21 protein-coding genes and 1 pseudogene are annotated in these 23,911 nt (G+C 62.1%); 12 read left to right on the top strand and 10 right to left on the bottom strand.

The window, feature by feature from the left end; all coding sequences use genetic code 11:
* Window positions 1-191: 191 nt before the first annotated feature.
* The 4 genes from AC3CCE_RS30655 to AC3CCE_RS30640 all read left to right on the top strand — a co-directional run bounded on the left by AC3CCE_RS30655 (window position 192) and on the right by AC3CCE_RS30640 (window position 2,084).
* Window positions 192-497: an ArsR/SmtB family transcription factor gene (locus AC3CCE_RS30655; protein WP_023689559.1), complete on the top strand. Its 306-nt coding sequence runs from the start codon at window positions 192-194 to the stop codon at window positions 495-497.
* Window positions 494-976: an SRPBCC family protein gene (locus AC3CCE_RS30650; protein ID WP_023739215.1), complete on the top strand. Its 483-nt coding sequence runs from the start codon at window positions 494-496 to the stop codon at window positions 974-976. The genes AC3CCE_RS30655 and AC3CCE_RS30650 overlap by 4 nt, the downstream gene beginning before the upstream one ends.
* 12 nt (window positions 977-988) lie before the next feature.
* Window positions 989-1,402, top strand: a complete 414-nt coding sequence (locus AC3CCE_RS30645; RefSeq protein ID WP_023671536.1) for an MAPEG family protein — start codon at window positions 989-991, stop codon at window positions 1,400-1,402.
* Between the two features lie 127 nt (window positions 1,403-1,529).
* On the top strand, window positions 1,530-2,084 hold the full coding sequence (locus AC3CCE_RS30640; RefSeq protein WP_023671535.1) for an HdeD family acid-resistance protein: 555 nt from the start codon (window positions 1,530-1,532) through the stop codon (window positions 2,082-2,084).
* A 29-nt stretch (window positions 2,085-2,113) separates the two neighbouring features.
* On the opposite strand, the gene AC3CCE_RS30635 is transcribed toward AC3CCE_RS30640, so the two are convergent.
* Window positions 2,114-3,097, bottom strand: a complete 984-nt coding sequence (locus tag AC3CCE_RS30635) for a bifunctional riboflavin kinase/FAD synthetase (RefSeq protein WP_352626791.1) — start codon at window positions 3,095-3,097, stop codon at window positions 2,114-2,116.
* A gap of 9 nt (window positions 3,098-3,106) precedes the next feature.
* Window positions 3,107-3,967 carry a TIGR01459 family HAD-type hydrolase gene (locus AC3CCE_RS30630; RefSeq protein WP_023745459.1) on the bottom strand — a complete coding sequence of 287 codons (861 nt, stop codon included), beginning with the start codon at window positions 3,965-3,967 and terminating at the stop codon, window positions 3,107-3,109.
* A gap of 337 nt (window positions 3,968-4,304) precedes the next feature.
* Between AC3CCE_RS30630 and AC3CCE_RS30625 the strand changes: the two genes are divergently transcribed.
* The 4 genes from AC3CCE_RS30625 (at window position 4,305) to AC3CCE_RS30610 (ending at window position 9,836) form a co-directional block, all read left to right on the top strand.
* Complete coding sequence (locus tag AC3CCE_RS30625; protein WP_031246514.1) at window positions 4,305-6,200, top strand: TadE/TadG family type IV pilus assembly protein; 1,896 nt, start codon at window positions 4,305-4,307, stop codon at window positions 6,198-6,200.
* Window positions 6,201-6,396: 196 nt separating this feature from the next.
* The gene (locus tag AC3CCE_RS30620; RefSeq protein ID WP_352626788.1) at window positions 6,397-8,370 is read left to right on the top strand and encodes a pilus assembly protein TadG-related protein; all 1,974 of its coding nucleotides are present in this window, start codon (window positions 6,397-6,399) and stop codon (window positions 8,368-8,370) included.
* Between the two features lie 156 nt (window positions 8,371-8,526).
* Window positions 8,527-9,159: a LysE family translocator gene (locus AC3CCE_RS30615; RefSeq protein ID WP_352537586.1), complete on the top strand. Its 633-nt coding sequence runs from the start codon at window positions 8,527-8,529 to the stop codon at window positions 9,157-9,159.
* Between the two features lie 242 nt (window positions 9,160-9,401).
* Complete coding sequence (locus tag AC3CCE_RS30610) at window positions 9,402-9,836, top strand: CAP domain-containing protein (protein WP_023700638.1); 435 nt, start codon at window positions 9,402-9,404, stop codon at window positions 9,834-9,836.
* Between the two features lie 29 nt (window positions 9,837-9,865).
* On the opposite strand, the gene AC3CCE_RS30605 is transcribed toward AC3CCE_RS30610, so the two are convergent.
* The 5 genes and pseudogenes from AC3CCE_RS30605 to AC3CCE_RS30585 all read right to left on the bottom strand — a co-directional run.
* Complete coding sequence (locus AC3CCE_RS30605) at window positions 9,866-12,484, bottom strand: EAL domain-containing protein (protein WP_488377238.1); 2,619 nt, start codon at window positions 12,482-12,484, stop codon at window positions 9,866-9,868.
* Window positions 12,485-12,818: 334 nt separating this feature from the next.
* Window positions 12,819-14,354, bottom strand: coding sequence for a DHA2 family efflux MFS transporter permease subunit (locus AC3CCE_RS30600; RefSeq protein WP_023694754.1), 1,536 nt, complete (start codon window positions 14,352-14,354; stop codon window positions 12,819-12,821).
* Window positions 14,355-14,701: 347 nt separating this feature from the next.
* Window positions 14,702-15,895, bottom strand: coding sequence for an HlyD family secretion protein (locus AC3CCE_RS30595; protein WP_352625881.1), 1,194 nt, complete (start codon window positions 15,893-15,895; stop codon window positions 14,702-14,704).
* Window positions 15,892-16,362, bottom strand: coding sequence for a MarR family winged helix-turn-helix transcriptional regulator (locus AC3CCE_RS30590; RefSeq protein ID WP_023705728.1), 471 nt, complete (start codon window positions 16,360-16,362; stop codon window positions 15,892-15,894). The genes AC3CCE_RS30595 and AC3CCE_RS30590 overlap by 4 nt, the downstream gene beginning before the upstream one ends.
* 126 nt (window positions 16,363-16,488) lie before the next feature.
* A pseudogene (locus AC3CCE_RS30585) lies at window positions 16,489-16,697 on the bottom strand (iron chelate uptake ABC transporter family permease subunit); the annotation flags it as partial.
* 129 nt (window positions 16,698-16,826) lie between these two features.
* Here AC3CCE_RS30585 and AC3CCE_RS30580 point away from each other — a divergent pair.
* Entirely contained in the window at window positions 16,827-17,660 is an 834-nt protein-coding gene (locus AC3CCE_RS30580) for an AraC family transcriptional regulator (RefSeq protein ID WP_352625880.1), read from the top strand.
* 42 nt (window positions 17,661-17,702) lie between these two features.
* Here the strand turns inward: AC3CCE_RS30580 and AC3CCE_RS30575 are convergent, their stop codons facing one another.
* On the bottom strand, window positions 17,703-18,638 hold the full coding sequence (locus tag AC3CCE_RS30575; protein WP_023805003.1) for a bifunctional helix-turn-helix transcriptional regulator/GNAT family N-acetyltransferase: 936 nt from the start codon (window positions 18,636-18,638) through the stop codon (window positions 17,703-17,705).
* Window positions 18,639-18,717: 79 nt separating this feature from the next.
* Window positions 18,718-19,905 carry an MFS transporter gene (locus AC3CCE_RS30570; protein WP_352625879.1) on the bottom strand — a complete coding sequence of 396 codons (1,188 nt, stop codon included), beginning with the start codon at window positions 19,903-19,905 and terminating at the stop codon, window positions 18,718-18,720.
* A gap of 170 nt (window positions 19,906-20,075) precedes the next feature.
* Here AC3CCE_RS30570 and AC3CCE_RS30565 point away from each other — a divergent pair, with 170 nt between their 5' ends.
* Window positions 20,076-20,702 (top strand): TetR/AcrR family transcriptional regulator, encoded by a 627-nt coding sequence (locus tag AC3CCE_RS30565; RefSeq protein WP_352625878.1) that lies wholly within the window; start codon window positions 20,076-20,078, stop codon window positions 20,700-20,702.
* Here the strand turns inward: AC3CCE_RS30565 and AC3CCE_RS30560 are convergent.
* Entirely contained in the window at window positions 20,699-21,568 is an 870-nt protein-coding gene (locus tag AC3CCE_RS30560) for a hypothetical protein (protein ID WP_352625877.1), read from the bottom strand. The two genes, AC3CCE_RS30565 and AC3CCE_RS30560, sit on opposite strands and share 4 nt — an antisense overlap.
* 84 nt (window positions 21,569-21,652) lie before the next feature.
* Between AC3CCE_RS30560 and AC3CCE_RS30555 the strand changes: the two genes are divergently transcribed.
* Together AC3CCE_RS30555 and AC3CCE_RS30550 are read left to right on the top strand one after the other, a co-directional pair.
* Window positions 21,653-22,450: a class I SAM-dependent methyltransferase gene (locus tag AC3CCE_RS30555; RefSeq protein WP_023734265.1), complete on the top strand. Its 798-nt coding sequence runs from the start codon at window positions 21,653-21,655 to the stop codon at window positions 22,448-22,450.
* 331 nt (window positions 22,451-22,781) lie between these two features.
* A complete protein-coding gene (locus AC3CCE_RS30550) occupies window positions 22,782-23,705 on the top strand; it encodes a hypothetical protein (protein ID WP_352625876.1) in 924 nt (307 codons plus the stop codon).
* Window positions 23,706-23,911: the final 206 nt, after the last annotated feature.

The raw sequence follows: 23,911 nt of genomic DNA, 5'->3' as shown, positions 1-23,911 counted from the left end.
AAACGGAGAGAACACCCGGCAGCCAAAGCCATGGCGCCGGTTCGGTAAAATTTGACTTAAAATCTACAGCAGTGGCGGCAACTGCGACCCTGTTTTTTGCGCTGTGGCCCATTTGAACAGGGCGCCGCCGGGCCTGTGGCGAGTTGGCAGAAATAGCGAGGTTGCCTAAATTCGCGTTAGTGCAGACTAACATGAACAGATGGACAGCGCTTGGCGACCCGACCAGGCGGACGATCTTCGAACTGCTGGTCGAACAACCCTGTTCGGTCGGGGAATTGGCTCGTGCGCTTCCTGTCACCCGGCCGGCGGTCTCGCAGCACCTGAAGGTGCTCAAGGACGCCGGCCTCGTGGCCAACACACGGCTAGGCAAGCAACGCATCTACCGGGTCGAACCGGAAGGCTTGGCCAGCCTGCGCGCCGAACTCGACCGGTTCTGGAGCAAGACCTTGGCGGCCTACAAAGTGGTCGTCGAACAGCCCTTGAAGGAGCAGGAATGAGCACACATCAACCGCCCGTGAGGCACTCCATCCTTGTCGAGGCTCCGATCGCACATGCCTTCAAGGTCTTCACCGAGCACTTCGGCAGTTTCAAACCCAAAGAGCATAACCTGCTTGCGGTGCCGATCGCGGAGACGATCTTCGAACCCCGCGTTGGCGGTCACGTCTACGACCGCGGTGTGGATGGCAGCGAGTGCCGCTGGGCACGGGTGCTGGCCTACGAGCCGCCGAACCGACTGCTTCTGAGTTGGGATATCAGCCCTCAATGGCAGATCGAGACCAATCCGGACAGGACCAGCGAGTGGGAAGTCCGGTTTACGGCGGAGACGAATAGCCGGACCCGCGTCGAGATCGAGCATCGCAATCTCGAACGTCATGGCGAAGGCTGGGAAGGCGTGCGCTTTGGGATTGACGGTGATCGAGGCTGGCCGCTGTATCTCAGGCGATTCCAAGATCTTTTTGCCAGCAAGGTGACCTGAAGGAGCACAATTATGGAACCCTATTGGCTAAGCATCCTCGGTGTACTGATCCTCTGTCTTTTGTCAGTCGCGCTGGCGGTTTACTCGGGTTCGTCCAAGGGATTTGCCGGAGCGCTTTCCGGTCCGGTGATCCCGGCCGACGACGCCAATCTCCTCTACAGGATCGACCGCGTGCATATGAACTCGGTCGAGGCGCTGGCGCCTTTTGTCGTCCCGGCGGTGCTGGCCATGATGGTTGGCGTTGGGTCGGCCACGTTGGCGACCATTGTCTGGGTTCATGTGGCGATACGCCTGCTTCACCTGGGGGTTTACCTACGCGGCGGCAATGCCGCCAAGGGTGGCAGTGTCAGAACGATCGTCTACGTCTCTGGAGCGATCGTCACGCTTGTCCTCGTCCTTGTGACTGGGTGGGCTGCCATAAATTGACACGTACGCGCGAACCTCAAGCCACCGACGCTTTTTTTGTTTGCTAGCCGTCGCCATCGGCTGGACGTCCCTACAGCCGGGGCTAACCTCCCGGCAAGGTGCCAGGCGATTTCGAGGAGATGCAGCCATGACCCTGCACGGTGATACCCTGAAAGATGCGATCGGCCGGACACGGGACAAATGGGGGTGGTTCGTCGCGCTCGGCGTGCTGCTGCTCATCTTCGGCGGCATTGCCTTCGGCAATCTGTTCATCGCCACCGTCGCCTCGGTCTATGTCGTGGGCTGGCTGATGCTGATGGCCGGCATCATCGAGATCGTGCATGCCTTCGGCGTGAAGACCTGGAGTCGCTTCTTCTATTGGCTGCTCAGCGGCCTGCTTTATGCCGTTGCCGGTTTCTTTGCCTTCGACAATCCGCTGCTGGCCTCGACGGTGCTGACCTTGCTGCTGGCGGTGGCGCTGGTCGCTTCAGGCGCGCTCAGGGCCTGGGTCGGCTATAGCCACCGACCGGAAAAGGGCTGGGGCTGGGTCGTCGCGGCGGGCCTGATCAGCGTGCTGGCGGGGCTGACCATCGCCATGGGCTGGCCGGTCAACAGCCTGTGGGTGCTCGGCCTGTTCCTGGCCATCGACCTGATCTTCCAGGGCTGGAGCTTCATCGCTCTCGGACTGGCGTTGAAGAAGTAGGGGCTTGAAGAGGTAAGCGGCCGGAAGGCTCAAAAAGCGATGGCGCCGTCCAGATCCGAAAGCGGCCTGACGCCGGCCAGCAGCGCGCGCGCCTCCGCCTCGTCGCGCTTCATTTGTGCCACCAGCCCATCGAGCCCATCGAACTTCACCTCGGGGCGCAAAAAGCCGAAGAACGATACGTCGCAGATCTCACCATAGAGATCGCCGGCAAAGTCGAAGACGAAGGTTTCGAGCAGCGGCGCGCCATTGTCGTCGACAGTCGGGCGACGCCCGAAGCTGGCGACACCATCATGCAGCGTGCCGTCGCCGCGGCGAAAGCGGACGGCATAAATCCCTTCCTTCAGAGTCGTTTCCAGCGAAAGCCTCATGTTGGCTGTCGGGAAGCCGAGCGTGCGGCCGAGTTGCTGGCCACCGATGACTTCGCTTTCGACAGTGAAGCGATAGCCGAGCAGGCCGGCGGCTTCGGCCACCTCGCCCTCGCAGAGCAGCGCGCGGATACGACTCGACGACACCACCTCGGCGCCCTCGTCGCGAAAAGCGTCGACCAGGGTGACCCCGAACCCGTGGCGCTCGCCTGCCACCATCAGAAAGGCCGGGCCGCCTTGCCGGTCCTTGCCAAAGTGGAAATCGAAGCCGGTGACGGCATGGGTGATGCCGAGATTCCTTTCCAGCACGTCGGTCACGAAAGCTTCTGCAGACAGGCCGGCAAAGGCGCGCGTGAACGGCTGTTCGACGAGTGCCGCAAAGCCCAGATGCGACAACAGCCGCGCCTTCATCGGCGGCGGCGTCAACACGAACAGCGGCATATCGGGCCTGAATACCTTGCGCGGATGCGGCTCGAAGGTCAGCACCAGCGCCGGCACGCCGCGCCGCCTGGCTTCGGCAAGCGCGCGATCGAGCACCGCCTGGTGGCCGCGATGGACGCCGTCGAAATTGCCGATCGCCACCACGCCGCGGCGCAAATGCGGCGGCAGCGGCGCGGTTGCTGAAATGTGTTCGAAAGCTGCTCTCATGCAGCAATCCTACCGCAGTCTCGGAATGACGGCGACCGGCCGGTAGCCGTGCTTTTGCAGAAAGGCTGCAAGCCTGGCGGGGTCCGGCTGCATGGGATCGCCATAGTCGCGCGCGTGAATGCCGCCTGAGACGTAAAGAACATCGATGCCGTTGTCGGCGGCGCCCTTGACGTCGGTCATCATGCCGTCGCCGATGGCCAGCACCTCGGAGCGCGCGACGTCGCGGCCGAGAAGCACGGCAACCTCCCGCAGCGCTACGTCATAGACTGGCGCATAGGGTTTTCCGGCGATCAGCGTGCGACCGCCAAGCTGGGCATAGTCACGCGCCAAGGCGCCGGCGCACCAGATCATGCGCTCGCCGCGTTCGACCACGATGTCGGGATTGGCGCAGATGAAAGGCAGGTTCCTGGCGCGCAGCCGGCGCAGCAGATCGGCGTAGTCCTCAGGCGTTTCCACCTCGTCGTCGAACAGCCCGGTGCAGACCACGCCGGAAGCCTCGAACTCCTCGACGAGCTCGACGTCGAGGCCGTCATAGAGGGTGAAGTCGCGGTCGGCGCCGATATGGAAGATTGTTCGCGGGCCTTCGGCGATAAGGTCGCGGGTCACATCGCCTGAGGTGACGACGCGATCGTAGGCGGCGGCGGGAACGCCGATCGCATTCATCTGCGCCACCACATCGGCATTGCGGCGCGGCGAATTGGTGATCAGGACGACCGGGACCTTCGCCGCACGCGCGGCGGCGAGCGCTTCGGCAGCCGCCGGAAAATGCCATTCGCCATTGTGGATCACCCCCCAGACATCGCACAGGATGGCCGAGTAGGCGCCCGACAAATCCGCGAGCGAGCCGATGATGTCAGGCGAATCCGCCATGCCGTTTTCCTGCTGTGACGATCATTGCGAGAGCTGCAGCCGACGGTCCGCCGCAACCGGCCCCGCATTAACCGAAGCGTTTCATCCTGTCACCAGCTTTTCGGCACTTGCGAGGCTGTTGCGCAACGGGCTGATCAAAGGGTTGCAACGGGCAGGAACCACCCTTCTCCGAGCTTCGGTCGATCGAAACAATGTCGCATCGCTGATCACCAGGGCCGAGTGGTTAACGAGCCTTGAAAAGATGGGCCGATGTTGAATGTATTTCAGCAACCTGAAATTTAACGATTTTGTGGGCATCTTCGGACCGATATTGGGTCCTGGCAGGGGTGCTGAAGGCATGATCCGCAGATTTCTGAACGACAGACGCGGCAACTATGCCTTGATGACAGTGATCACCATGGTGCCCTTGATGGGCGCGCTGGCGCTTGCCATCGACTACACCGACCTCTTGCGCCAAAAGCAGAACATGCTGAACGCGCTGGATGCCGCCGGGATTGCCACGGCACAGCAGATCGTCACCGGGGCGACCGACACGGCAGTCAAGGCCTATGCGAAGGATTTCTTCGAAGCCAATCTCGGAAAGGTCAGCTCGGCCAATACGGCCCTGACGGTGACGCTGCCCAACAACAACGCAGGTGGCGGCACGCTGAAGCTGTGCGCCAGTTTGACGTTCCACCCCTATTTCCTGCCGGTGGCGGCCATGCTGATCGGAAGAACGTCCACCGATGCCAAAACCTCCGCGTGCTCCGAGATCCGCCTCAAGAACACGCTGGAAGTGTCTCTCGTGCTCGACAATTCCGGCTCCATGAGCATCAACGGCTCCGGCACCGGCCAGCCGCGAATAGATTTGCTCAAGAAGGCCGCTACCGAGCTTGTCAATACGATGGCGCTCCAGGCCGCACAAATGAGGCAGGTCACCAGGCCGGTGCAGTTCTCGCTGGTCCCGTTTTCTGCGTCGGTCAATGTTGGCCCAGCCAACAAGGACGCAACCTGGATGGATACGACCGGCATTTCGCCAATCCATCACGAGAACTTTGATTGGCAGTTCATGTACAAGAACGCGTCATCTGGTTATGACTCGAATAAATACATTGAAAAGGTTGGCAGTGCTTACTGGAAGCGCGGCAGTGGCTGGGGCACCGGGCAATACGGCCAAAATACCACGGCGACGCGGTTCAGTCTCTTTGCAAACGACATGAAGGCCACGAGCTGTACGAAAAAGAACTCGAACGGCAGTTGCAAGACCTCTGTGACCGCCCAATACGAAGCCTGGAAGGGCTGCGTGGAGGCGAGGCCGTATCCCTATAATGACGACGACACATCGCCGACCACGAGCACGCCCGCCACCATGTTCGTGCCGATGTTCGCCCCGGACGAAGCCGGCAATTTCTGGCTCGACACAACTCGCACCAGCACATCGACATGGGGTTACGCCAACAATTGGTGGATCGATTATTCCGACACGCTGACTGTCCCCAAACGCCAAGCGGATATGCGAAAGTATTTTCTGACAAAGCCCTGGGACGCAGCGGCCGCAGGCTCTGATGATGGACCCAATGCGGCATGCACGACCGCCGCGATCACGCCGTTGCAGGACATAACCACCACGGCCGGCAAGAAAATCCTGACGGACGCCATCAATGCCATGGCGCCGACCGGCAACACCAACGTGCCGGAAGGGCTGGCCTGGGGCTGGCGGACGGTGTCGAGCAACGAGCCATTCACAGAAGGCCGGCCGAACACCGAAAGGGGCAACGACAAAGTCGTCATCGTGCTGACCGACGGCGCCAACACCTACAGCATCGGCCCCACAAACGACATGACCAGCAGCTATGCTAAGGACGGATCGACCTACGCCGCCTATGGTTATACCGGCCCGAAAACGGGGGAAACCGCGACCCGCCTTTTCGTCAACACGACCGTCCCCAAGACAACTTATACGGCGGCCAACTACACAACCGCGCTTGACCAGCAGATGCAAACGCTTTGCACCAATGCGAAGAATTCGAACATTCTCTTGATGACGGTCTCGCTTGACCTGGTTACCACCAAGCCGGCGGAAAAGACTGCCATAGACGCGCTCAAGAAATGCTCCTCGGATTCGCGCTTCCGCAAGGATCCGACCGACCCGAGCAAACCGGCGAAGCTGTACTGGAACGCGACCGGCGCCACCTTGTCGCAAAGTTTCAAGGAAATCGCCGACGAACTGTCGAACCTGCGCATCGTCAGCTGATCGGCGCGATCTTTTGAACACGGCGCTCCGCCTCGGCGGGGCGTTTTGTTGCGGCGTTGCTCACGTGTCCGTGCATTTGGTTAGCGCCTGGTGAAGCGCTATCCGCGCAATCGAGCAGTTTCCCAAACCCATCCTTCAACGTTTTGTGAAACTGTGGCGGCATTGAAGAATCCGCAGGCGGGGCCGCTTACATCACATGCGTGAACTCTGGCGCACATTCCGGCGTGACTTCTGGCGTGACCGCCGCGGCAATTACGCTCTGATGACCGTTGTGGCGATGGTGCCACTGATGGGCGGCGTGGCCATGGCCGTCGACTACACCGGCGTGGTCAGCGAGAAGCAGAGGGTGGTCAACGCACTCGACGCCGCCAACTTCGCCACCGCGCGCCGGCTGGTGGAAGGCGCCACCGACGACCAGTTGCGGGCCTATGCGCTCGACTTCTTCAAGGCAAACCTCAACGACGTCGATCCCGCCGACACGACGCTCAGCGTTACGCTGCCCAGCAGCACGACCGGCGGCGGCATCGTCAAGCTGTGCGCCAGCCTGGTCTACAAGCCCTATTTTCTGCCGGCAGCGGCGATGCTGATCGGCAGGACGTCGGAAAACGTCACGTACTCCGTGTGTTCGCAAGTCCGGCTGAAGAACACGCTGGAAGTGGCCATGGTGCTCGACAATTCGGGGTCGATGTCGAACACGGGCACGGGTGCCGGACAAAAGCGCATCGACCTTCTCAAGCAAGCCGCCAAGCAGCTCGTCGACACGCTTGCGTTGCAGGCCGCGATGATCAAGCAGATCGACAAGCCGGTCCAGTTCAGCCTGGTGCCGTTCGCCGCCTCGGTCAATGTCGGCGCCAGCAACGACAACGCGTCATGGATCGACGCCTACGGGCTGTCGCCCATCCACAACGAGAATTTCGCCTGGTCGACGCTTAACGCAGCCGACAAATATGCCCAGAAGATCGGCGGCATCTGGTACAAGAAAGGCACTGGCTGGGGTGAGCAGGAGGGGCAGATGCTGACCCGCTTCTCGCTCTACCGCGACATGAAGGTGGTCACCAGCCACGAGCGCATCGTCGGCAGCAAACGCGTGGTCTGCGACAAATATCGTGCCAATCATACATGCTCGGACAGCCACAACGAATACGACTACAACGACACATACGGACCGTTCGCCAGCTGGCAGGGCTGCGTCGAGGTCCGTCCCTACCCCTATAATGTCACCGACGCGCCGGCCTCCGGCGGACCGAACAACACCGGCACCGGCGTCGGCGATCCCGCGACCGAGTTCGTGCCGATGTTCGCGCCGGACGAGCCGGGCAATCATTGGTACATAACGCAGGACCCCGACGAGGTGGCCCCTAAGACCTATGGCGCGGCCAACAGCTGGTGGAACGACGATCCGGCGAGCACCACCGGCAAGACCAGGCAATCCAACATGGCCAAATATTTCCAGCCACGGCCGATGAACGCGCCGGTGCTGGGGACGGGTGCCGGTCCGAATTACAGCTGCACCACCACGCCGATCACACCGCTGACCGACGTCGCCAACGCCGCCGGGCTGACCAAGATCAAGGCCGCAATCGACCTGATGGCCCCCAACGGCAACACCAATGTGCCGGAAGGCATGGCCTGGGGCTGGCGCACCGTCTCCAGCACCGAGCCCTTCACCGAGGGCCGCCCGGAGACCGAGCGCGGCAACGACAAGGTGGTCATCGTGCTCACCGACGGCGAGAACACCTATTCGACGGTGAACAGCGACCCGGCCGGCAACAAGTCGACCTATGCCGGCTATGGCTATACCGGCGTCGGCTACAACGGCACTGCGGTCACCCGCCTGTTTGGCGGCACGTCGAGCGCCATCGGCCAGCTCAACTATTCGTCGAGCAACTACACCGCCGCCCTTAACGAGCAGATGGCGACGCTGTGCAACAACGCCAAGGCGGCCAACATCATGGTGATGACGGTAGCGCTCGACATGTCGACGACCGACGCCGGCGACAAGAGCGCGATGGAGGCACTGAAGACGTGCTCGTCGGACTCGCGCTTCCGCAAGGATCCGACCAACCCGAGCAAGCCTGCAAAACTGTTCTGGAACGCGACCGGCGCCACGCTGTCCGACAATTTCAAGGAAATCGCCAACGAGCTCTCGAACCTGCGCGTGGTGAGCTGAGGGTTGAAGCTGCTGATCTTCCCCACCTTGCGGGGGAAATTGGCGGCTTCGCCGCTTTCGTCATTTTCGACGCTGGCGCAAAGGCTCCGGCCATCATGCTCTTGCGGTGAGTCAAAACGCGTGATGGGTATCGTCACCGCTTCCCGGAGATCGCTCGTGCCCGAAACCGCCAACCATCTCGCCTTCGCGCTGGTCTGCCTGGGCATGGTGCTGACGCCCGGGCCGAACATGATCTACCTGATCTCGCGCTCGCTGTCGCAAGGCCCCAAGGCCGGGCTGATCTCGCTCGGCGGCGTGGCGGTCGGCTTTCTGTTCTATGTCGTATCGGCTGCGCTGGGCATCACCGCGCTGCTGCTTGCCGTGCCGTTTGCCTACGACGCACTGCGCATTGCCGGCGCGCTCTATCTACTATGGCTCGCCTGGCAAGCGGTGCGGCCCGGCGGGCGCTCGCCGTTCCAGGTGCGCGAACTGCCGAGGGACAGGCCGCGCAAGCTGTTCGCGATGGGCCTGATGACCAATCTCCTCAACCCCAAGGTGGCGGTGCTTTATCTGTCGCTGCTGCCGCAATTCATCTCGCTGGGCAAGGGCCATGTGCTGTCGCAGCTTCTGGTGCTCGGCGCCACGCAGATCTCGATCAGCCTGACGGTCAATGCCATCATCGCGGTAACGGCCGGTTCGATCGCCACCTTTCTTGCCGGACGGCCGCTATGGATGGTCATCCAGCGCTGGATGATGGGGACGGTGCTCGCCGCGCTGGCGCTTAAAATGGCGACCGACGCGCAACGCTGATCGGACGCAACGCGCCGAGACTACATCGGCCGCCAACCTTCCCATTCGAATCGGCCGGCCGAACCTGCACGGAGGCCCGCGATTGAGATTTTCGCGGCCCTGCCCGGCAAAAGCCATGATCGCCGCTAAGTCAGGCAGGCATGACAATGATCTGCACCACCAATCACCCGCTCGCGCAAACCCGCTCTGGCGCAGCAAGTCCAAAACCAAACAGGCGCCTACTGCTGATCGGCCTTGCAGCCATGGCCGGCCTCGCTGCTTGCAGCACGGTCTCGGTGCCGACCGGCGAAGGCGCCGGTGTCTCGTCCTCCGCCACCGCGACGCTGGCCGGCATCCGAGCTTCGGCCGGACTGCCGGCGCTGGTGCCGGACGCCCAGCTCGAGCAGGCCGCTCGGCAGCAGGCCGGCTATATGGCCTCACGCGAACGCATGAGCCACACGACTGGCTGGGGAAAGGATTTCGCGTCGCGGATGAAGGACAATGGCGTGCGGGGCGCCGCCGCCGAGAACATCGCGGAGGGCCGCTTCGACCAGCAGAAACTGTTCGACATCTGGATGCATTCGGCCGGCCACCGCCGCAACATGCTCGATCCGGATTTCAGCCGCTTCGGCCTCGCCTATGTACGCGACGGACGCGACAGCGCCATCCGCTACTGGAGCCTGGTGCTCGGAAAATAGCAGCCAGCGGTTAAGGCGCGAGCCAGCCGTCAGCCTTTCGCGATCAGCTTGCCGATATCGCCAGCCGACAGGGGTTTGCTGAAATAATTGCCCTGCACCTCGTCACAATTGTTCTTGCGCAGGAAGGCGACCTGGTCTTCCGTTTCGACACCTTCGGCCAGCACCCGAAGGTTCAACTTCTGCCCCAGGGAAATCACGGCGCCAGTGACCGCCTGATCGTTCTCGTCGGTCGCGAGATCGTTGATGAAGGACTTGTCGATCTTCAGCCGCGCCACCGGAAACGTCTTGAGAGCGCTGAGACTGGAATAGCCTGTTCCGAAATCGTCGATCGATATCTGCACGCCGAGCTTTTGCAGTCCGTTCATCGTTGCGACCGCCAGCTCGAAATCCTGCATGATCAGGCTTTCCGTCACTTCGAGCTCGAGATACCTCGCCTCCAGGCCGCTTTCCTTCAATGCGTTGACGACGCGGTCGATCAGGTTCTTCTCCCGGAACTGCCGCGCCGACACGTTGACGCAGACGGTTACGGGCGACAGACCGGCGCGCTGCCAGGCTTTGTTCTGCCGGCAGGCTTCGTGCAGGATCCAGTCGCCGAGCGGCACGATCAGCCCGGTCTCCTCGGCGGTCGGGATGAACATCGCCGGCGAAACCAGGCCTCGCGTCGGGTGGTTCCAGCGCACCAGCGCTTCGACGGCGAAAACCTGCCCCGATCGCAGATCCACCTGTGGCTGATAATGCAGAGCGAATTCCGACCGGGCGAGCGCGTTTCGCAATTCCTCCTGAAGCAGGAATTTTTCATGTGCCGTTGAGTTGAACTCCGGGGCATAGAACTGGAAATTGTCGCGGCCGAATTCCTTGGCGCGATACATGGCGGCGTCGGCATTGGCCAACAGCGTATCCGGGCTGGTCCCGTCCTTCGGGTAATTTGCGATGCCGATGCTGGCCGTCGTTCTCAGCCGATGCTCTCCGACAAGAACCGGTTCCGCGATCGCATCCCTGATCGTCTGCAGGGTTTCCGAGACCACATCGACATTGGTGGTTTGGTCGAACAGGACGATGACAAATTCGTCGCCGCCAAGCCGCACGACGGTGTCGGTGGCCTTCACGCATCCAACCAAACGGCTGGCGACGGTCTTGAGGAGTTCGTCGCCGGCATTGTGGCCAAACGTATCGTTCACCAGTTTGAAATTGTCGAGATCGATGAACACCACCGTCATCCAGCGATTGTATCGCTGCGCGTAGAGGACCGCCTGGGAAAGCCGATCCTCCAGCAAAGCGCGATTGGGCAGGCCGGTCAGCGCATCATGGTTGGCCATGAAGTGGATCTGTTCTTCCGCCAGTTTGCGCTCGATCGCGATGCCGGCAATGTGTGTGGTGAATTCGATCAGGCGGGTCTCGGCATGGGTGGGTTCGCGCACGGTCATCGAATACATGGCAAAGGCGCCCAACACGACGCCCCGATGCGACAGGATCGGGGTTGACCAGCACGAACGATAGCCATGGGGTGCCGCCAGTTCGCGGTAATCGTCCCAAAGCGGATCCTGCAGAATATCGGTAACAATGACCGGTTCCCGCCGGTAGATGGCGGTTCCGCAGGATCCCACCTTGGGACCGATGGCCGCCCCATCGATGGCGCTCGTATAGGCTTTCGCCAGGCCCGGCGCCGCACCGTGACGCAAATGAATGCCGTCCTTGTCGAGCAGCAGGACGGAACCGAATATCCCCTTCAACTGAGCCTCGACGAAGCGCATGAGGCGGTCGAGCACGTCCTCCAGCGGCGCGCTCGTGGCAATCATTTCGAGGATCTGCGCCTGCCCGCTGCGAAGGACATCCGCCTGCTTGCGGGCGGTGATGTCGTGGGCGATGCCAACCAGGCCGAAGATTTCATTTTGGCGATTGCGCAACGGCACCTTCGTCGACGAAAGCCATTTGCCGTTCCCCGACGCATCGACGACAAACTCTTCCGCGTCGATCATTGGTTGTCCGCTCTTGAGCAGGCGCTGCTCGACCAGGCGAAATTTCCGCGCAACTTCCGGGGGGTGGAGATCAAAATCGGTCAAACCGATCATGTCGCTGGTCTTGTTGCGGCCGCTATCGGTCGCAAGGGCGCTGTTGACCACGACGAAACGGCTTTGCGTATCCTTGACCCAGAGATAATCGGGCACCCAGTCGATCAGCGCCTGCAGCGAAATGCGCTCGTCGACGATCTGCCGATTGGCGAGGAGTTCAGTGATGTCCTCATGCGTGGCGATCCAACTGCCATCGGGCATGGGCTGGTTACGGATCTGGATTGTGCGACCATCGACAAGTTTGGCGGTCCACAGCCGCGAAGCCTTGCCCGAATTGATCGAGCGAGCCGTTGCGAGATAGGTGTCGGCAGCCGTCGCCGCCGTGCCGGCGGCGACGCGGCGTTCGACTATTTCGCTCAGTGTCACGCCAGGCCGCAATTCCTCGGGCGCAATGCGGTAGATTTCCGCATAGCGCCGGTTGCTCAGGATCAGCCGTTCATCGGCATCGAAAAAGCAGATGCCTTGCGAAATATTCTCGATCGCAGTCTCGAAGCGCAGGGTCTGCCCTTCGAGACCCGCAATGGTCGTGCGAAGTTCTCCCTCGAGCGTATCGTAGGAAACGTCAGCCAGTCTTGCCAATGCGGCTACGCCCACCGGCCCGCGCGCCCCGACGGATCTTCTGGATGACTTCGTGACCAAACAGACCTCCTCCGGTTTGGCACCTGAAACAAGAAAGGGCCTCTGTCGTGCCAGACGAAAGTCGACTGACAATGTTACGGATGTGCTAATTCAAGATGAACTGTAACGGAATTGGAGGCGTCAGCAACCAGATACCAAAGGTGCAAATGTCATTTCAAATCAACTTCCAACGGCTCATTATCGATATTCTTTTGCACACGCGGGTTTTGACGATCATCCGAGCGACAAATCATCAGGGGCAACCAGCTTGCTGCCAGCGCTACCGGCGCCCGCCTCAATCCATATGCGCGGCAGGAGCGGCCGCGCCGGCCGGAGCGGTCTTCGGCTTGCGCAGCAGGAAGACAAACGGAATGGCAACCAGCGTCATCACCATCAGCAGTTTGAAGTCGTTGACGTAGGAGATCATCATCGCCTGGATGTTTACCATGCGGTCCACCTGCGAAAGTGCCGTCGGATCGCCGCCTGCTGCCGCCGGCGAGGCCGCCCACAAATTGGGGTTGAACGGGTTGATGAAAGCCGACAGTTCGGTGTGATTGACCTGCGTGTTGCGCACCATGAGAACCGTCACCACCGACACACCGATCGACGAACCGAGATTTCGAACCAGGCTGAACAGGGCCGTGGCGTCGGTGCGGAAGCGCACGTCGAGCGTGGCGAAGGCCACCGTGGACAGCGGCACGAACACCATGCCCATGCCCAGGCCCTGGATGACGCCGGAGCTGAGGATCAGCCAATTGTCCATCTGCGGCGTGAAGGAGGACATGGTGTAGAGCGACTGCGCGGTGAGCAGAAAGCCGATGACGACGAGGATGCGGGCGTCGATCCTGCTCATGAGCCGCCCAACGACAAGCATCGAAATCATCGTGCCGACACCGCGCGGCCCCAGGACGACGCCGATGGTCACGGTCGGATAGCCGAAGATGGTCGACAGCATCGGCGGCAGCAGCGACATCGAGGCCAGGATCAGCACGCCCATGACGAAGATGAAGGCCAGACCGGTGACGAAATTGCGGTCGAGGAAGATCTTGGGGTCGATGAAAGGACGTTCCGCCGTCAGTGTGTGGATGATGAACACCCAGAAGCCGGTGATCGAAAGAGCAAGCTCGATCCAGATTTCGACCGAGGAAAACCAGTCGACCTCGCCGCCGCGGTCGAGCAGCAGCTGCAGTGCGCCGACGCCGAGCGAAATCATGGCGAAACCGAAGAAATCGAAGCTGCGTATCCGCCGGGCAATGACCGGCAAATAGGCTGCCATGCCGAGGAAGGCGATGATGCCGACCGGCAAATTGATGAAGAACACCCAGCGCCAGTTGAAATTCTCGGTCAGCCAACCGCCCAGCGTCGGACCCAGGATCGGCCCCAGCATGATGCCGGCGCCCCAGATGGCCATCGCCTGGCCGTGGCGTTCCCTGGGGTTGATGTCGAGCAGGAAGGTCTGCGACAGCGGCACGATGGCTGCGCCGAACACGCCCTGCATCAGCCGGAAGAACACAATGCTCTCCAGGCTCCAGGCAATGCCGCACAGCATCGAGAACACGGTGAAGCCGACAACCGCCGCCAGGAACAGTTCCTTGCGGCCGAAGCGGTCGGCCAGCCAGCCGGTCACCGGCGTCATGATGGCGGCGGCAACGATGTAGGAGGTCAACACCCAGTTGATGTTGTCGGGCGACGCGCCGAGGTCGCCGGTCATGGTCGGCAGCGCGACATTGGCGATCGTGGTGTCGAGCGCCTGCATGACCGTCGCCAGCATCAGCGCCACGGTGATCAGGCCGCGATGCGGCACTTCCTTGAAAGGTTCTGGTGTGGTCATGATGCGGAACTTCCGACAGGTAACAAAAACGTGTACATTAGGTTTCCGGGCGGCGAGGCCTTCTCTGGTGAAGAGACCCTCATCGCGGTGGGACGCGATCTATCGATGTGGGGGTTACATCGATCGAAGGTCTCGACACATCAGGCGCTTGCCGCCCGGAAAGCCAAGGTCCGAAGACGGCGCCGAAGTGGTCCAGGTTCTGGGCAGGCCGCCATGCGGCCCGGTCCAATCCACCCCTCGTTCAACCTGCCGTCGGACCGATCCTGTCATCTCAACTTCACCTCGCCTGCGGCGGGCGTTCTGCCGGGCCGTGATCCTGCTTTTCGAGATCACGGTCCATTCACAGTCTATTGTGCTTCGCCTGCGGTGGCGTGGCCGAAGATAGCGGGGAACCCGCGGGCAACGCCGGTATCCACCGTAACCGAGGCGCTCATACCGGTGCGCAGCGCCATTTTGGCGTCGGCATCGGTCAGCTCCAGGCGCACCGGAATGCGCTGCGTGACCTTGACCCAGTTGCCGGTGGCGTTTTGAGCTGGCAGCAGCGAAAACTCCGCGCCGGTGCCGGCGCCGATCGCCTTGACGGTGGCCTCGAAAGTTCTGCCCGGATAGGTGTCGACGACGATCTCGGCCTTCTGGCCAGGCTTCATGTGGGTAAGCTGGGTTTCCTTGAAATTGGCATCGATCCAGGTGTCGCCGGTCTCGACCAACGCAAACAGCGGCGTGCCGGAACCGACATACTGGCCGACCTTGAACGAGGAGGCCTGGCTGATGACGCCGTCGGCCGGCGCCTTGACCGTGGTCTGCGCCAGATCGTAGGCGGCCTTGTCGCGCGCGGCGAGTGCGGCCATCACCGTCGGATGCTTGTCGGTCTCGATATCGGGATTGCCGGCGAGAGCCGCCTTGGCGCTGATGATGCCTTGCTCGGCAACGGCCAGTTGCTGCCTGGCCTTGTCGAGATCGTTCTTGGCCTCGTCCAGCGACGATTTGGCGTTGATGCCCTTCTGGGCAAGGTCGGCGGCGCGGTCATACTGCGACTGCGCGTAGTCGACCTGGCTGGCATCGGACTTTTCCTGCGCCAGCGCCTGGCTGTAGGCGGCGCGCAGCTGTTCGATACCGACGCGTGCGACTGCGACCGCCGCGTCGGCCTGCGCCAACGCGATCCGGTAGGGCTCGGGGTCGACGGCAAACAGCACATCGCCCTGCTTGACCTGCTGATTGTCCGAGATGCCGACCTGAACGATGCGGCCGGCCGTGTCCGAGGCGATCGACACCTTGGCCTGCTGCAAATTGGCGTTTTCGGTCTCCTGATAGCGGCCGCCGGTCACCCAGACGTAGCCCCCGCCAATGGCCAGTGCCGCCGGCAGGGCGACCATCAGCAGCAGGCGGCCGAGGCGGCGCTTCTTGACCGGAGCCGGAGCGGGCTGCACCGGGGGAGCCACAGCGACAGGTGCCGCGGCCGGCTGCGCGGGCGCTTCGGCAGCCGGCTGTGCCGGCGTCTCGATCTTGGTTACATTCTCGTCTAGCTTGGCTGCCGCGTTCATGCTGCTGCCCCTTCCGTACTCTTCAAGGACGACGTCTCGCCGTCCGCCAGGTTTTGCACGATGGTGTCCAGCGCCCGGATCAGGACGCGGCGGTCGTCCGGCGAAACGCCGACCAGCGATTCCTCATAAACTTCGCCGGCAAGGCTTTTGACCTCGGCATAGGCCGCGTTCGCCTTGGCGGTCGGGAAGATCATGCGCACGCGCCGGTCAGTTGCGTCGGAGCGCCGTTCGATCCAGCCGCCCTCCTCCATCCGGTCGACGAGGCGCGAAACGCTGATCGGCTCGATTTCGAGAAGTTCGGCGAGGCGAGCCTGGGCGACACCGGCCTCCTTGGCGACGCGAACCAGAAGCCGCCATTGTGCCGAGGAAAGGCCAAGACCGCTGGCGCGCGCCTCGAAGCGCTTGCGCATGAGGCGCTGCACGTCGTGGATCAAAAAGCCCAATCTATCTATGCCGTCGGAAACCATGAGCGGTATATATTATAAGCGTGCTTACCATTCAAGGCGCCGCATTGCGCCAGAGCCAAAAAAAAGGGATGGCAGCCATGCAGATGCGGTCACGGCGCTGTCAATGACGGTTGCGGATGACCTCCCGACCGTGACGTGAATTGCCGTCGAGAACGCCGCGAGGAGAAAGGTCGTCATGCGCGTCCCCGCCACCGGCACACCTAGGCTTTCGGCGGCATTTTCGCCGGCGGGGAAGGCATCGAGCCGGCGGTGGTTCCACAGGGCATAGGCAAGGATGGTGCCCGCACCCAGCGCGCCCAGATATTGTCCCAGCGAGCCAGGCCGAGGCCGCCCAGCAGCGGCTTTCCACGATGGTGACCTGCCACAGTCGACCAGCGCCCTTCGATTTTACGACAGGCGCAATTTCGATCAAACTGGCCTCGCAAAAAGCCGGCAGCATGGTGTGGCCAAATGCGAGGAGACTCATGAACCCGACCGAGAAAGCGCTGTGGTTTGTCGAGAGCCATTTGCCGGAAGCGATCTCGCTTGAGGATGTCGCGCAAAGCAGCGGCGTCTCGCGCTTTCATGTGACGCGCGCCTTTGGCGCCGCCACCGGCCGTTCGGTGATGGGCTATATGCGCGCGCGCCGGCTGACCGAAGCGGCGCGCAAGCTGGCTTCCGGCGCGCCTGACATCCTCGCGGTCGCGCTCGATGCCGGCTACGCCTCGCACGAAGCCTTCACCCGCGCCTTCCGCGATCAGTTCGGCACGACGCCGGAACTGGTGCGCGCGCAGGGCAGCCTCAGCAATCTCGACCTGGTGGAGCCGATCCTGATGGACCAGTCCTTCCTCGCCTCACTGCCGCCGCCGCGCTTCGAGACCGGCCGTCCCTTCCTCATTGCCGGCCTCGGCGAGCGCTACAGCTGCGAAACCAGCGCGGCTATTCCGATGCAGTGGCAGCGCTTCGGTCCCTATATCGGCAACATTCCGGGCGAGACCGGCGACGTCGCCTATGGCGTCTGCGTCAACGGCGACGATGCCGGCAATTTCGACTATATCGCCGGCGTCGAAGTTTCGGATTTCTCGGACCTGCCGAAGGTGCTTTCGCGGGTGCGGGTGCCGGCGCAGAAATACGCCGTGTTCACCCATGCCGAGCACATCTCCACGATCCGCCGCACCGTCAACACGATCTGGAACAAATGGCTGCCGGCCTCGGGGCACGATATAGCCGACGGCCCCGAATTCGAACGCTACGGCCCGGAGTTCGATCCGCGCAGTGGCAATGGCGGGCTGGAGATATGGATTCCGGTTAGAGTGTGAGAGCGTTTGCGCGCGATCTTGCCTTCTTCCGGTGAAAAGGCGCTACAGCTCCAGGTTCCAGTTCTGGCCGACCAGATCCTTGCCGAAGGCGTGATGGCGCTCTTCGTCCACCAGCCTGAAGCCCGCACTCTCATAGATGTGCCGGGCGGCGGTCAAAATGTCGTTGGTCCACAGGGTCAGCGTCTTGTAGCCCCTGGCGCGGGCGAAGCCGATGCACTCCTCGACCAGCCGTTTGCCGATGCCGAGGCCGCGCGCCGAAGGCTCGACATAGAGCAGGCGCAATTTTGCCACCTCGTCGGACTTGCGCACGACGAAGACCGAGCCGACTACCTCCTCTTGCCGCTCGGCAATCCAGCTGCGTTCCCATTCTGGATCGAAGGATTTTACGAAGGCGCCGAGGATTTCGGCGACCAGCGCCTCGTAGGTTTCGTCCCAGCCATAGTCCTGTGCGTAGATCTGTCCTTGGCGGCGCACCACCCAGCCGATGTCGCCGACCTGCAAGGGGCGCAGCATATACGGCACTTTGGACTCCGGGCTGTCGCCCAGGAGTTGCTGCACCGTCTGCATGGCCTTGACCAGCCGGTCCTGTTCGGCAGCAGGAAGCCGCTCCAGCAAGGCCGCGACCTGGTCGTGCGAAGCCCGGTTCAGCGGCGCGAAGGCCTGCCGCCCCACCGGCGTCAGCGTGATCGACGACTGCCGCGCATCCGACGCCAGCGGCGCGCGTGCAATCAGCTGCAGGTGCTCGAACTTCTTCAGGAGCCGGCTGACATAACCGGCGTCGAGGCCGAGATCGCGGATGAGATCGCTGGCGGTCAGGCCATCGCGATGCGCCAGTTCGTAGAGCACCCGCGCCTCGGTCAGCGAGAAGGCGCTTTTCAGCAGGCCTTCGTCGAGCAGACCTATCTGGCGGGTGTAGAAGCGGTTGAAAGCCCGCACCGCGTCGATGCGTTCCTTGCCGGGTTGATGATGGATCGTCATGGGAAGCCTCCTGCCCATCAACGATCGGTCATTTATTTGACTTAGTCAAGTATCGAGGAGATGCTCCCCCGGTCGTGTCTCAGGCGATGGCGCGGCGGCGCCGTGCGATCAGGACGAACAGGCCGAGCAGCACGACGCTGGCCGCAGCACTGGCGGCGGCAAATTCCGGCACCGGCCGAAAATCCTTGCCGTCGATCAGCAGCGATGCCGCGACCGGGCCGATCGCCAGACCGAAAAGCTGGGCCGCCGGCACCAGAAGCACGGCCGTGCGCGTCTCGTCGGCGGTGATCGCCAGCCGGATCTGATAGGGCACGATGAACAGAAGGATGAAGCCCATGATCAAGGCCGCGACCCAGAAAACCGTCAGGCCGGGGCTGCCGGCGAGCACCACGGAACTGGCGACGGCGACCACGCCGATCGCCACGATGGCGAAGCGGTAGTCGATACGCGCCTCGAAGACGGTAGCCGTCATTGCGCCCAGCACCTGCAATGCCAGGCTGGCCGAGACGATCAGGCCGACGCTGCGGCCATCGATGCCGTATTGTGCGCCAAGCGGCTCGAGAAACGCCCAGACCGAGCCGAAGAACATAAAGTAGCAGAAGACGCACAGCAAAGCGGCAAGCGAAGGAACGCTCAGCACATTGCTGAACTGTTCCTCCTTGGGCAGGTCGGCATAGCTATCGGGAACGATGAAGGCGACCGCCACCGAAGCGATGCAGACGACGGCAAGGACGATGAAGCCGCCTGCCGATCCGGCGGCCGGGATGACGTAAAGCGCCAGCAGCAGGGCAAGGGCGCATTGCGCCAGGGTCTGAAGGGTGACGAAGAAGCCGCCGATGCGCTCGGCCCGGCGCGAACGGGCGATCAGTTCCGTGGCGACCGCCACCAGCCCACCCTCGGCGAGGCCCGCCACCGCGCGGGCGGCAATCAGCGAGGTCGAGGTCAGCGCATAGGCGGTCGCCCCGTTCGCCAGCGCCAGCAAGAGCAGAAGGACGGCACTTTTCAAGCGCATATTGTGGGCGGACAGCATCATGGCGATGGCCGCCGATCCGATGCCGATGGCGATCATCTCCGCCGTGGCGACCAGCGCGAGTTCGTCACCGCTGACATGCCCTTCGGTGTAGAGCGCGCCGAGAAGCACCGGCTGCAGCCCGAGAATGAGCAGGCCGACCGAGCCGATCCACAATGCCGAGGCGAGTTGCGCCCCAGTGGGGTTGCCGACCAGCCAGTCGCCGTTCCCGGCATCCGCGTTACCAGCAGAAGTCACGGTCGCCTCCCAACGTCCTTGCCTGACGGCAAAAAAACTGACAGTCTGTCAGCATTTAGAAACTGATACTCGATCATATTCGTTTGTCAATCAGTAGCGGGACTTGGCACCAACAAGGCTGGGGATGGTCTTGGCGATCGAATGGTCTGGGCGATCGAGAGGATGGCGGCATGAACGAAGCAGTGCAGATGACGACCGAACCGAGGCGCAGGCCCAAACAGGAGCGCAGCCGCGAGCGCATCGACGCCATCCTGTCGACGACCATGCGGCTGATCGGCGAGAAAGGCATCGACGCCGTCACCATGAAGGAAGTCGGCGCACAGGCCGGCGGGCCGATCGCCACCGTCTATCATTACTTCCCCAACAAGTCGGCGATCCTGGCGATGCTCTACGAGCGGTTCTCCGAAGTGAGCCGCGCCCGGCTTGCCGCGATCGTTGCCGACATTGGCGGGCTGGGCGACGTCATCGCGGCGGCCGACCGGCTGCTCGACGACTACTATGAGCGCGTCGCCGGCGACCCCGCCATTCAGGACCTGCAAAACGCCATCCAGGCTGACAAGGCGCTGAAGAATCTCGACATCGCCGAAACCCGGCGCCAGGCGACGATGTTCTGCGACCATGTCGGCCCCTTTCTCGCGCAAGAGCGACGCAATGAGTTCGGCCGTATGGTTTTCCTGATCTTCCAACTGGCCGGCGGCGTCGTGCGCATGGCGCTGACCCAGGACCAGGAGGAAAGCCGCCACACCATCGAGGACTACCGGTCGATCATCCATACGCAGTTGGGACTGTTTCTCTAGCGTCCGATTCGACCCCGTCCGGTCTGGTGTATGAGGTTTTCGAAGCCGTCGGCCAGGTTGGCGGTGCCGGCGGCAACAATCTTCGACAGGTTCCTGGCGCGACCTGGGGTCTTGTTGGCATCGAGCAGCACGGCCCTGCCCTCATGCACGACAAAGTCGAATTTGCCATAGTCGAAGCCCAGCTTCCGACGCAAGGCGCGCAGTTCGTCGGGAACCGCAACCGGCTGCCGGCGGACGGTGTCGTCGCCCTTGACCAGGCGCTGCGGCGAGACATAGCGGGTGCAGCGCTCCCGATCGCCGCAGAATATCCAGAACCGCGCCGCAAACCCGTCGGGCTCGATTTCGGGAATGAATTTTTCCACGATCAGGTCGGCACGCCTGAAAATCTCCGGCGCCACATCGGCCAGCGAGGCATGCACCTGATAACGGTCGAAGGTCTGCGCGCCCGGGAAAGGCACTGCCTTGCCGGCGCGAACGGATTTTCGGTTGAGCTGCTCCTCGGGCGTCCCCCAATGATTGAGGTTGCTCTTGACGATGACCTGGCCGCTCCAGTTGGCACCCTCATCGAGGATCGCACCGCTGATGCGGCGCTTGGAAATGTCGGTTGCACCAAGATTGAGACAAATCGGAAATCCGCGCGCGTAGTCGACATAGTCCGATGGCGTCACTGTCGCGTCGACATGCAGGACGGCAATATCGGCGTTATGACTTGCCGAGGGTCCACGCATGATCTGCACGGAGTGACCGCGCCGTTTCAGTTCCGCCAGGACGTCGAACAGCATGTAGGGGCTGTCCTGGCGCAGCAGGAGGCCCCGCCGGCTCTGGAAGCGGTCAAATTCATGCGTTATGACGGCAATGCGGGCCATGGCCTTTCCTGCATGAGGTAACTCGCAAAAGGCAACCAACAGCCTGGAAGGAAATATGTCCAGCCTTTCCCCAAACCGTTCCGCATGACTGAGCATTGGGACGCAATTCGCCGTCATTGGCGGCTTCTCGGGTCGCCGCTGTGTCCGCCCCCGGAAGCTGTCGCCGCCTATGAGCGCGAACTTAGCCTGCAATCAGTCGATGTGGTGCTGCTCGGGGTCACGCCGGAGCTTGCCGGCCTCGGAAGGACCATGCTCGCGATCGACGAGTCCACTGCCATGATATCGGGCATCTGGCCGGGCGATACCGCCTCACGCAAGGCGGTGATCGGCAACTGGCTGGAGTTGCCGCTGGGCGACGAAAGCGCCGGGGCGGTGATCGGCGACGGCTGCCTGTCGGCGCTGGACTCCTCGGTTGCACGGCAGGCGCTGCTTGCCGAGATCGCGCGTGTGCTGAAGTCCGGTGGGCGGGCTGCATTGCGCGCCTATGCAAGCCCTCAGGTGCCGGACGATCTGCAGGAGGTCCGGGCGCTGACGCTGTCCGGTGGTGTCGCGACCTTCCACGAACTCAAATGGCGCATTGCCATGGCTTGTGCCGGCGGCGATCCCGACCGCGCCATTCCGGTGCGGGCGATCCTCGACGCCTTCGATGCGCTGTTTGCCGACCGGGAGGCCCTTGCCGCGACGACCGGATGGGAGATGCCGGTCATCGGCACCATCGATGTCTATGCGAATTCGCAGACTGTCTACAGTTTCGCCCCGGCGGCGACGCTGGTCGAAGAGGCGAGCCGGTTTTTTGACAGTGTCCGCCTCGCGCCGACAGGGGGTTATGGGCTGGCGGAACGATGCCCGCTTCTGGTGCTTGAATCGCCGCGGCGCCGGTAGATTTCTTCGGCACGCTGTTGCCGCTTGACACTCGGTGGGCGAAGCCTGTCGAAGTCTAGGGCGGCATGACCATCTGGCCTTGGTTCGCCGCAATTTGCGGAGTCGGCCAGCTTCAGAGCTTTACTTTGGCATGCGGAAACTAGACTTTCCTCCAGTAGTTCAGCTCTGCGGGAGGGATGCATTGGGGATTCGCTTTCAATGGTTTGCACGCCTGATGGCAATTGCCGCGGCACTCGGGGCCACATTGCCACCGGCCCAATGCGAAGATGCACACTCGTTGATCGTGCCTTTGATCAAATTGGAGTATCCCGGAGAGCCAAGGAACATTCGCATGCTTTATGTGAAAATCCTTTCGCTCGGCGATCACACAGTAAACCAGCCTTTGCTGCTCGATACCGGATCGAGCGGAATGACGATCGAGTGCCAATCGGTGCTGTCGGCCGAACTCTGTTCGGACACAGGAATAAAGATCACGAAGGATCAGCAGATCGACGGCATCATGGTGACCACGCAACAGGCGGTGATGACGTATGGAACTTACGATGAGTACGGCAACGTTGCCTATGCTCGCGTGGCTTTCGGGTCGCCGAAATCCCCGGTCGCCACCATCACTGCAATCCCGTTCCTCATCCGCTACAAAGTAGTCAGGCGAAGTACCGGCGAAATCGTTGGTGGCCCGCTTTGGGCCAAAGGCACTTTCGGTATCTCTCCCGTTGGCGGAGGCGGACCAGACCGGGTCATCAAATCTCCGCTTGCCTATGTGAACTTTGGGCCCGGCCTCCACAAAGGCTATTACCTCTCGCCGATCGGCGCCAAATGGAAGGTCTGCACAAACGAGGACGGCAACTGCCCGCAAGTGGAAGGGCTCCATATTGGCGTGCCGAAAGACGTAAAAAACGACTTCAGGGTGCAAAGCTGGAAAGTGGCCAGCTTGCGATACAATTTTCCCACGATCGACGCCTGTATCTCATGGGGATTTGAACCGACGTGCCGGCCAACGCTTTACGATACGGGCAACTCAACGATCATGGTCCCCACCGACGCCTCGGCGCCGTATTCGTCGCTGAACCGAGGCACGAAAGTCCTGGTAAAAGCCGACGGACAGGACGATTGGAATTTCAAGACCACCTACAATCCCGAGGTGGAGATCGTTCCCGGGCTTGAGCATAACATCGTCGGCATCCGCTACTTCGAGAAGAATAGCCTGTTGCTGGATTTTGAAACGCGCGAGATCGGCCTGCGCCTCGGACATTGAGTTCCCATCGACAGGACGGCATTCGGGCCTGCGTTCAGGCAGCGAGCCGGGTTTTCCGGAATCGTGAGGCAACTTTGGATAAATTTCGCGCTATTGCCCCTTCCCGCGCGCCTTGACTCTCGAAAGCCACGCGCTTATTTCAGCGCGACGTTAGCACTCTCCCCAGGAGAGTGCTAACGCACATCCGGCACCGCCGGATCGAGGAA

It is taken from the genome of Mesorhizobium sp. P160187 (assembly GCF_057766425.1).
The sequence above is the reverse complement of the archived record's forward strand: the minus strand, read 5'-3'. Positions and strand labels throughout refer to the sequence as shown.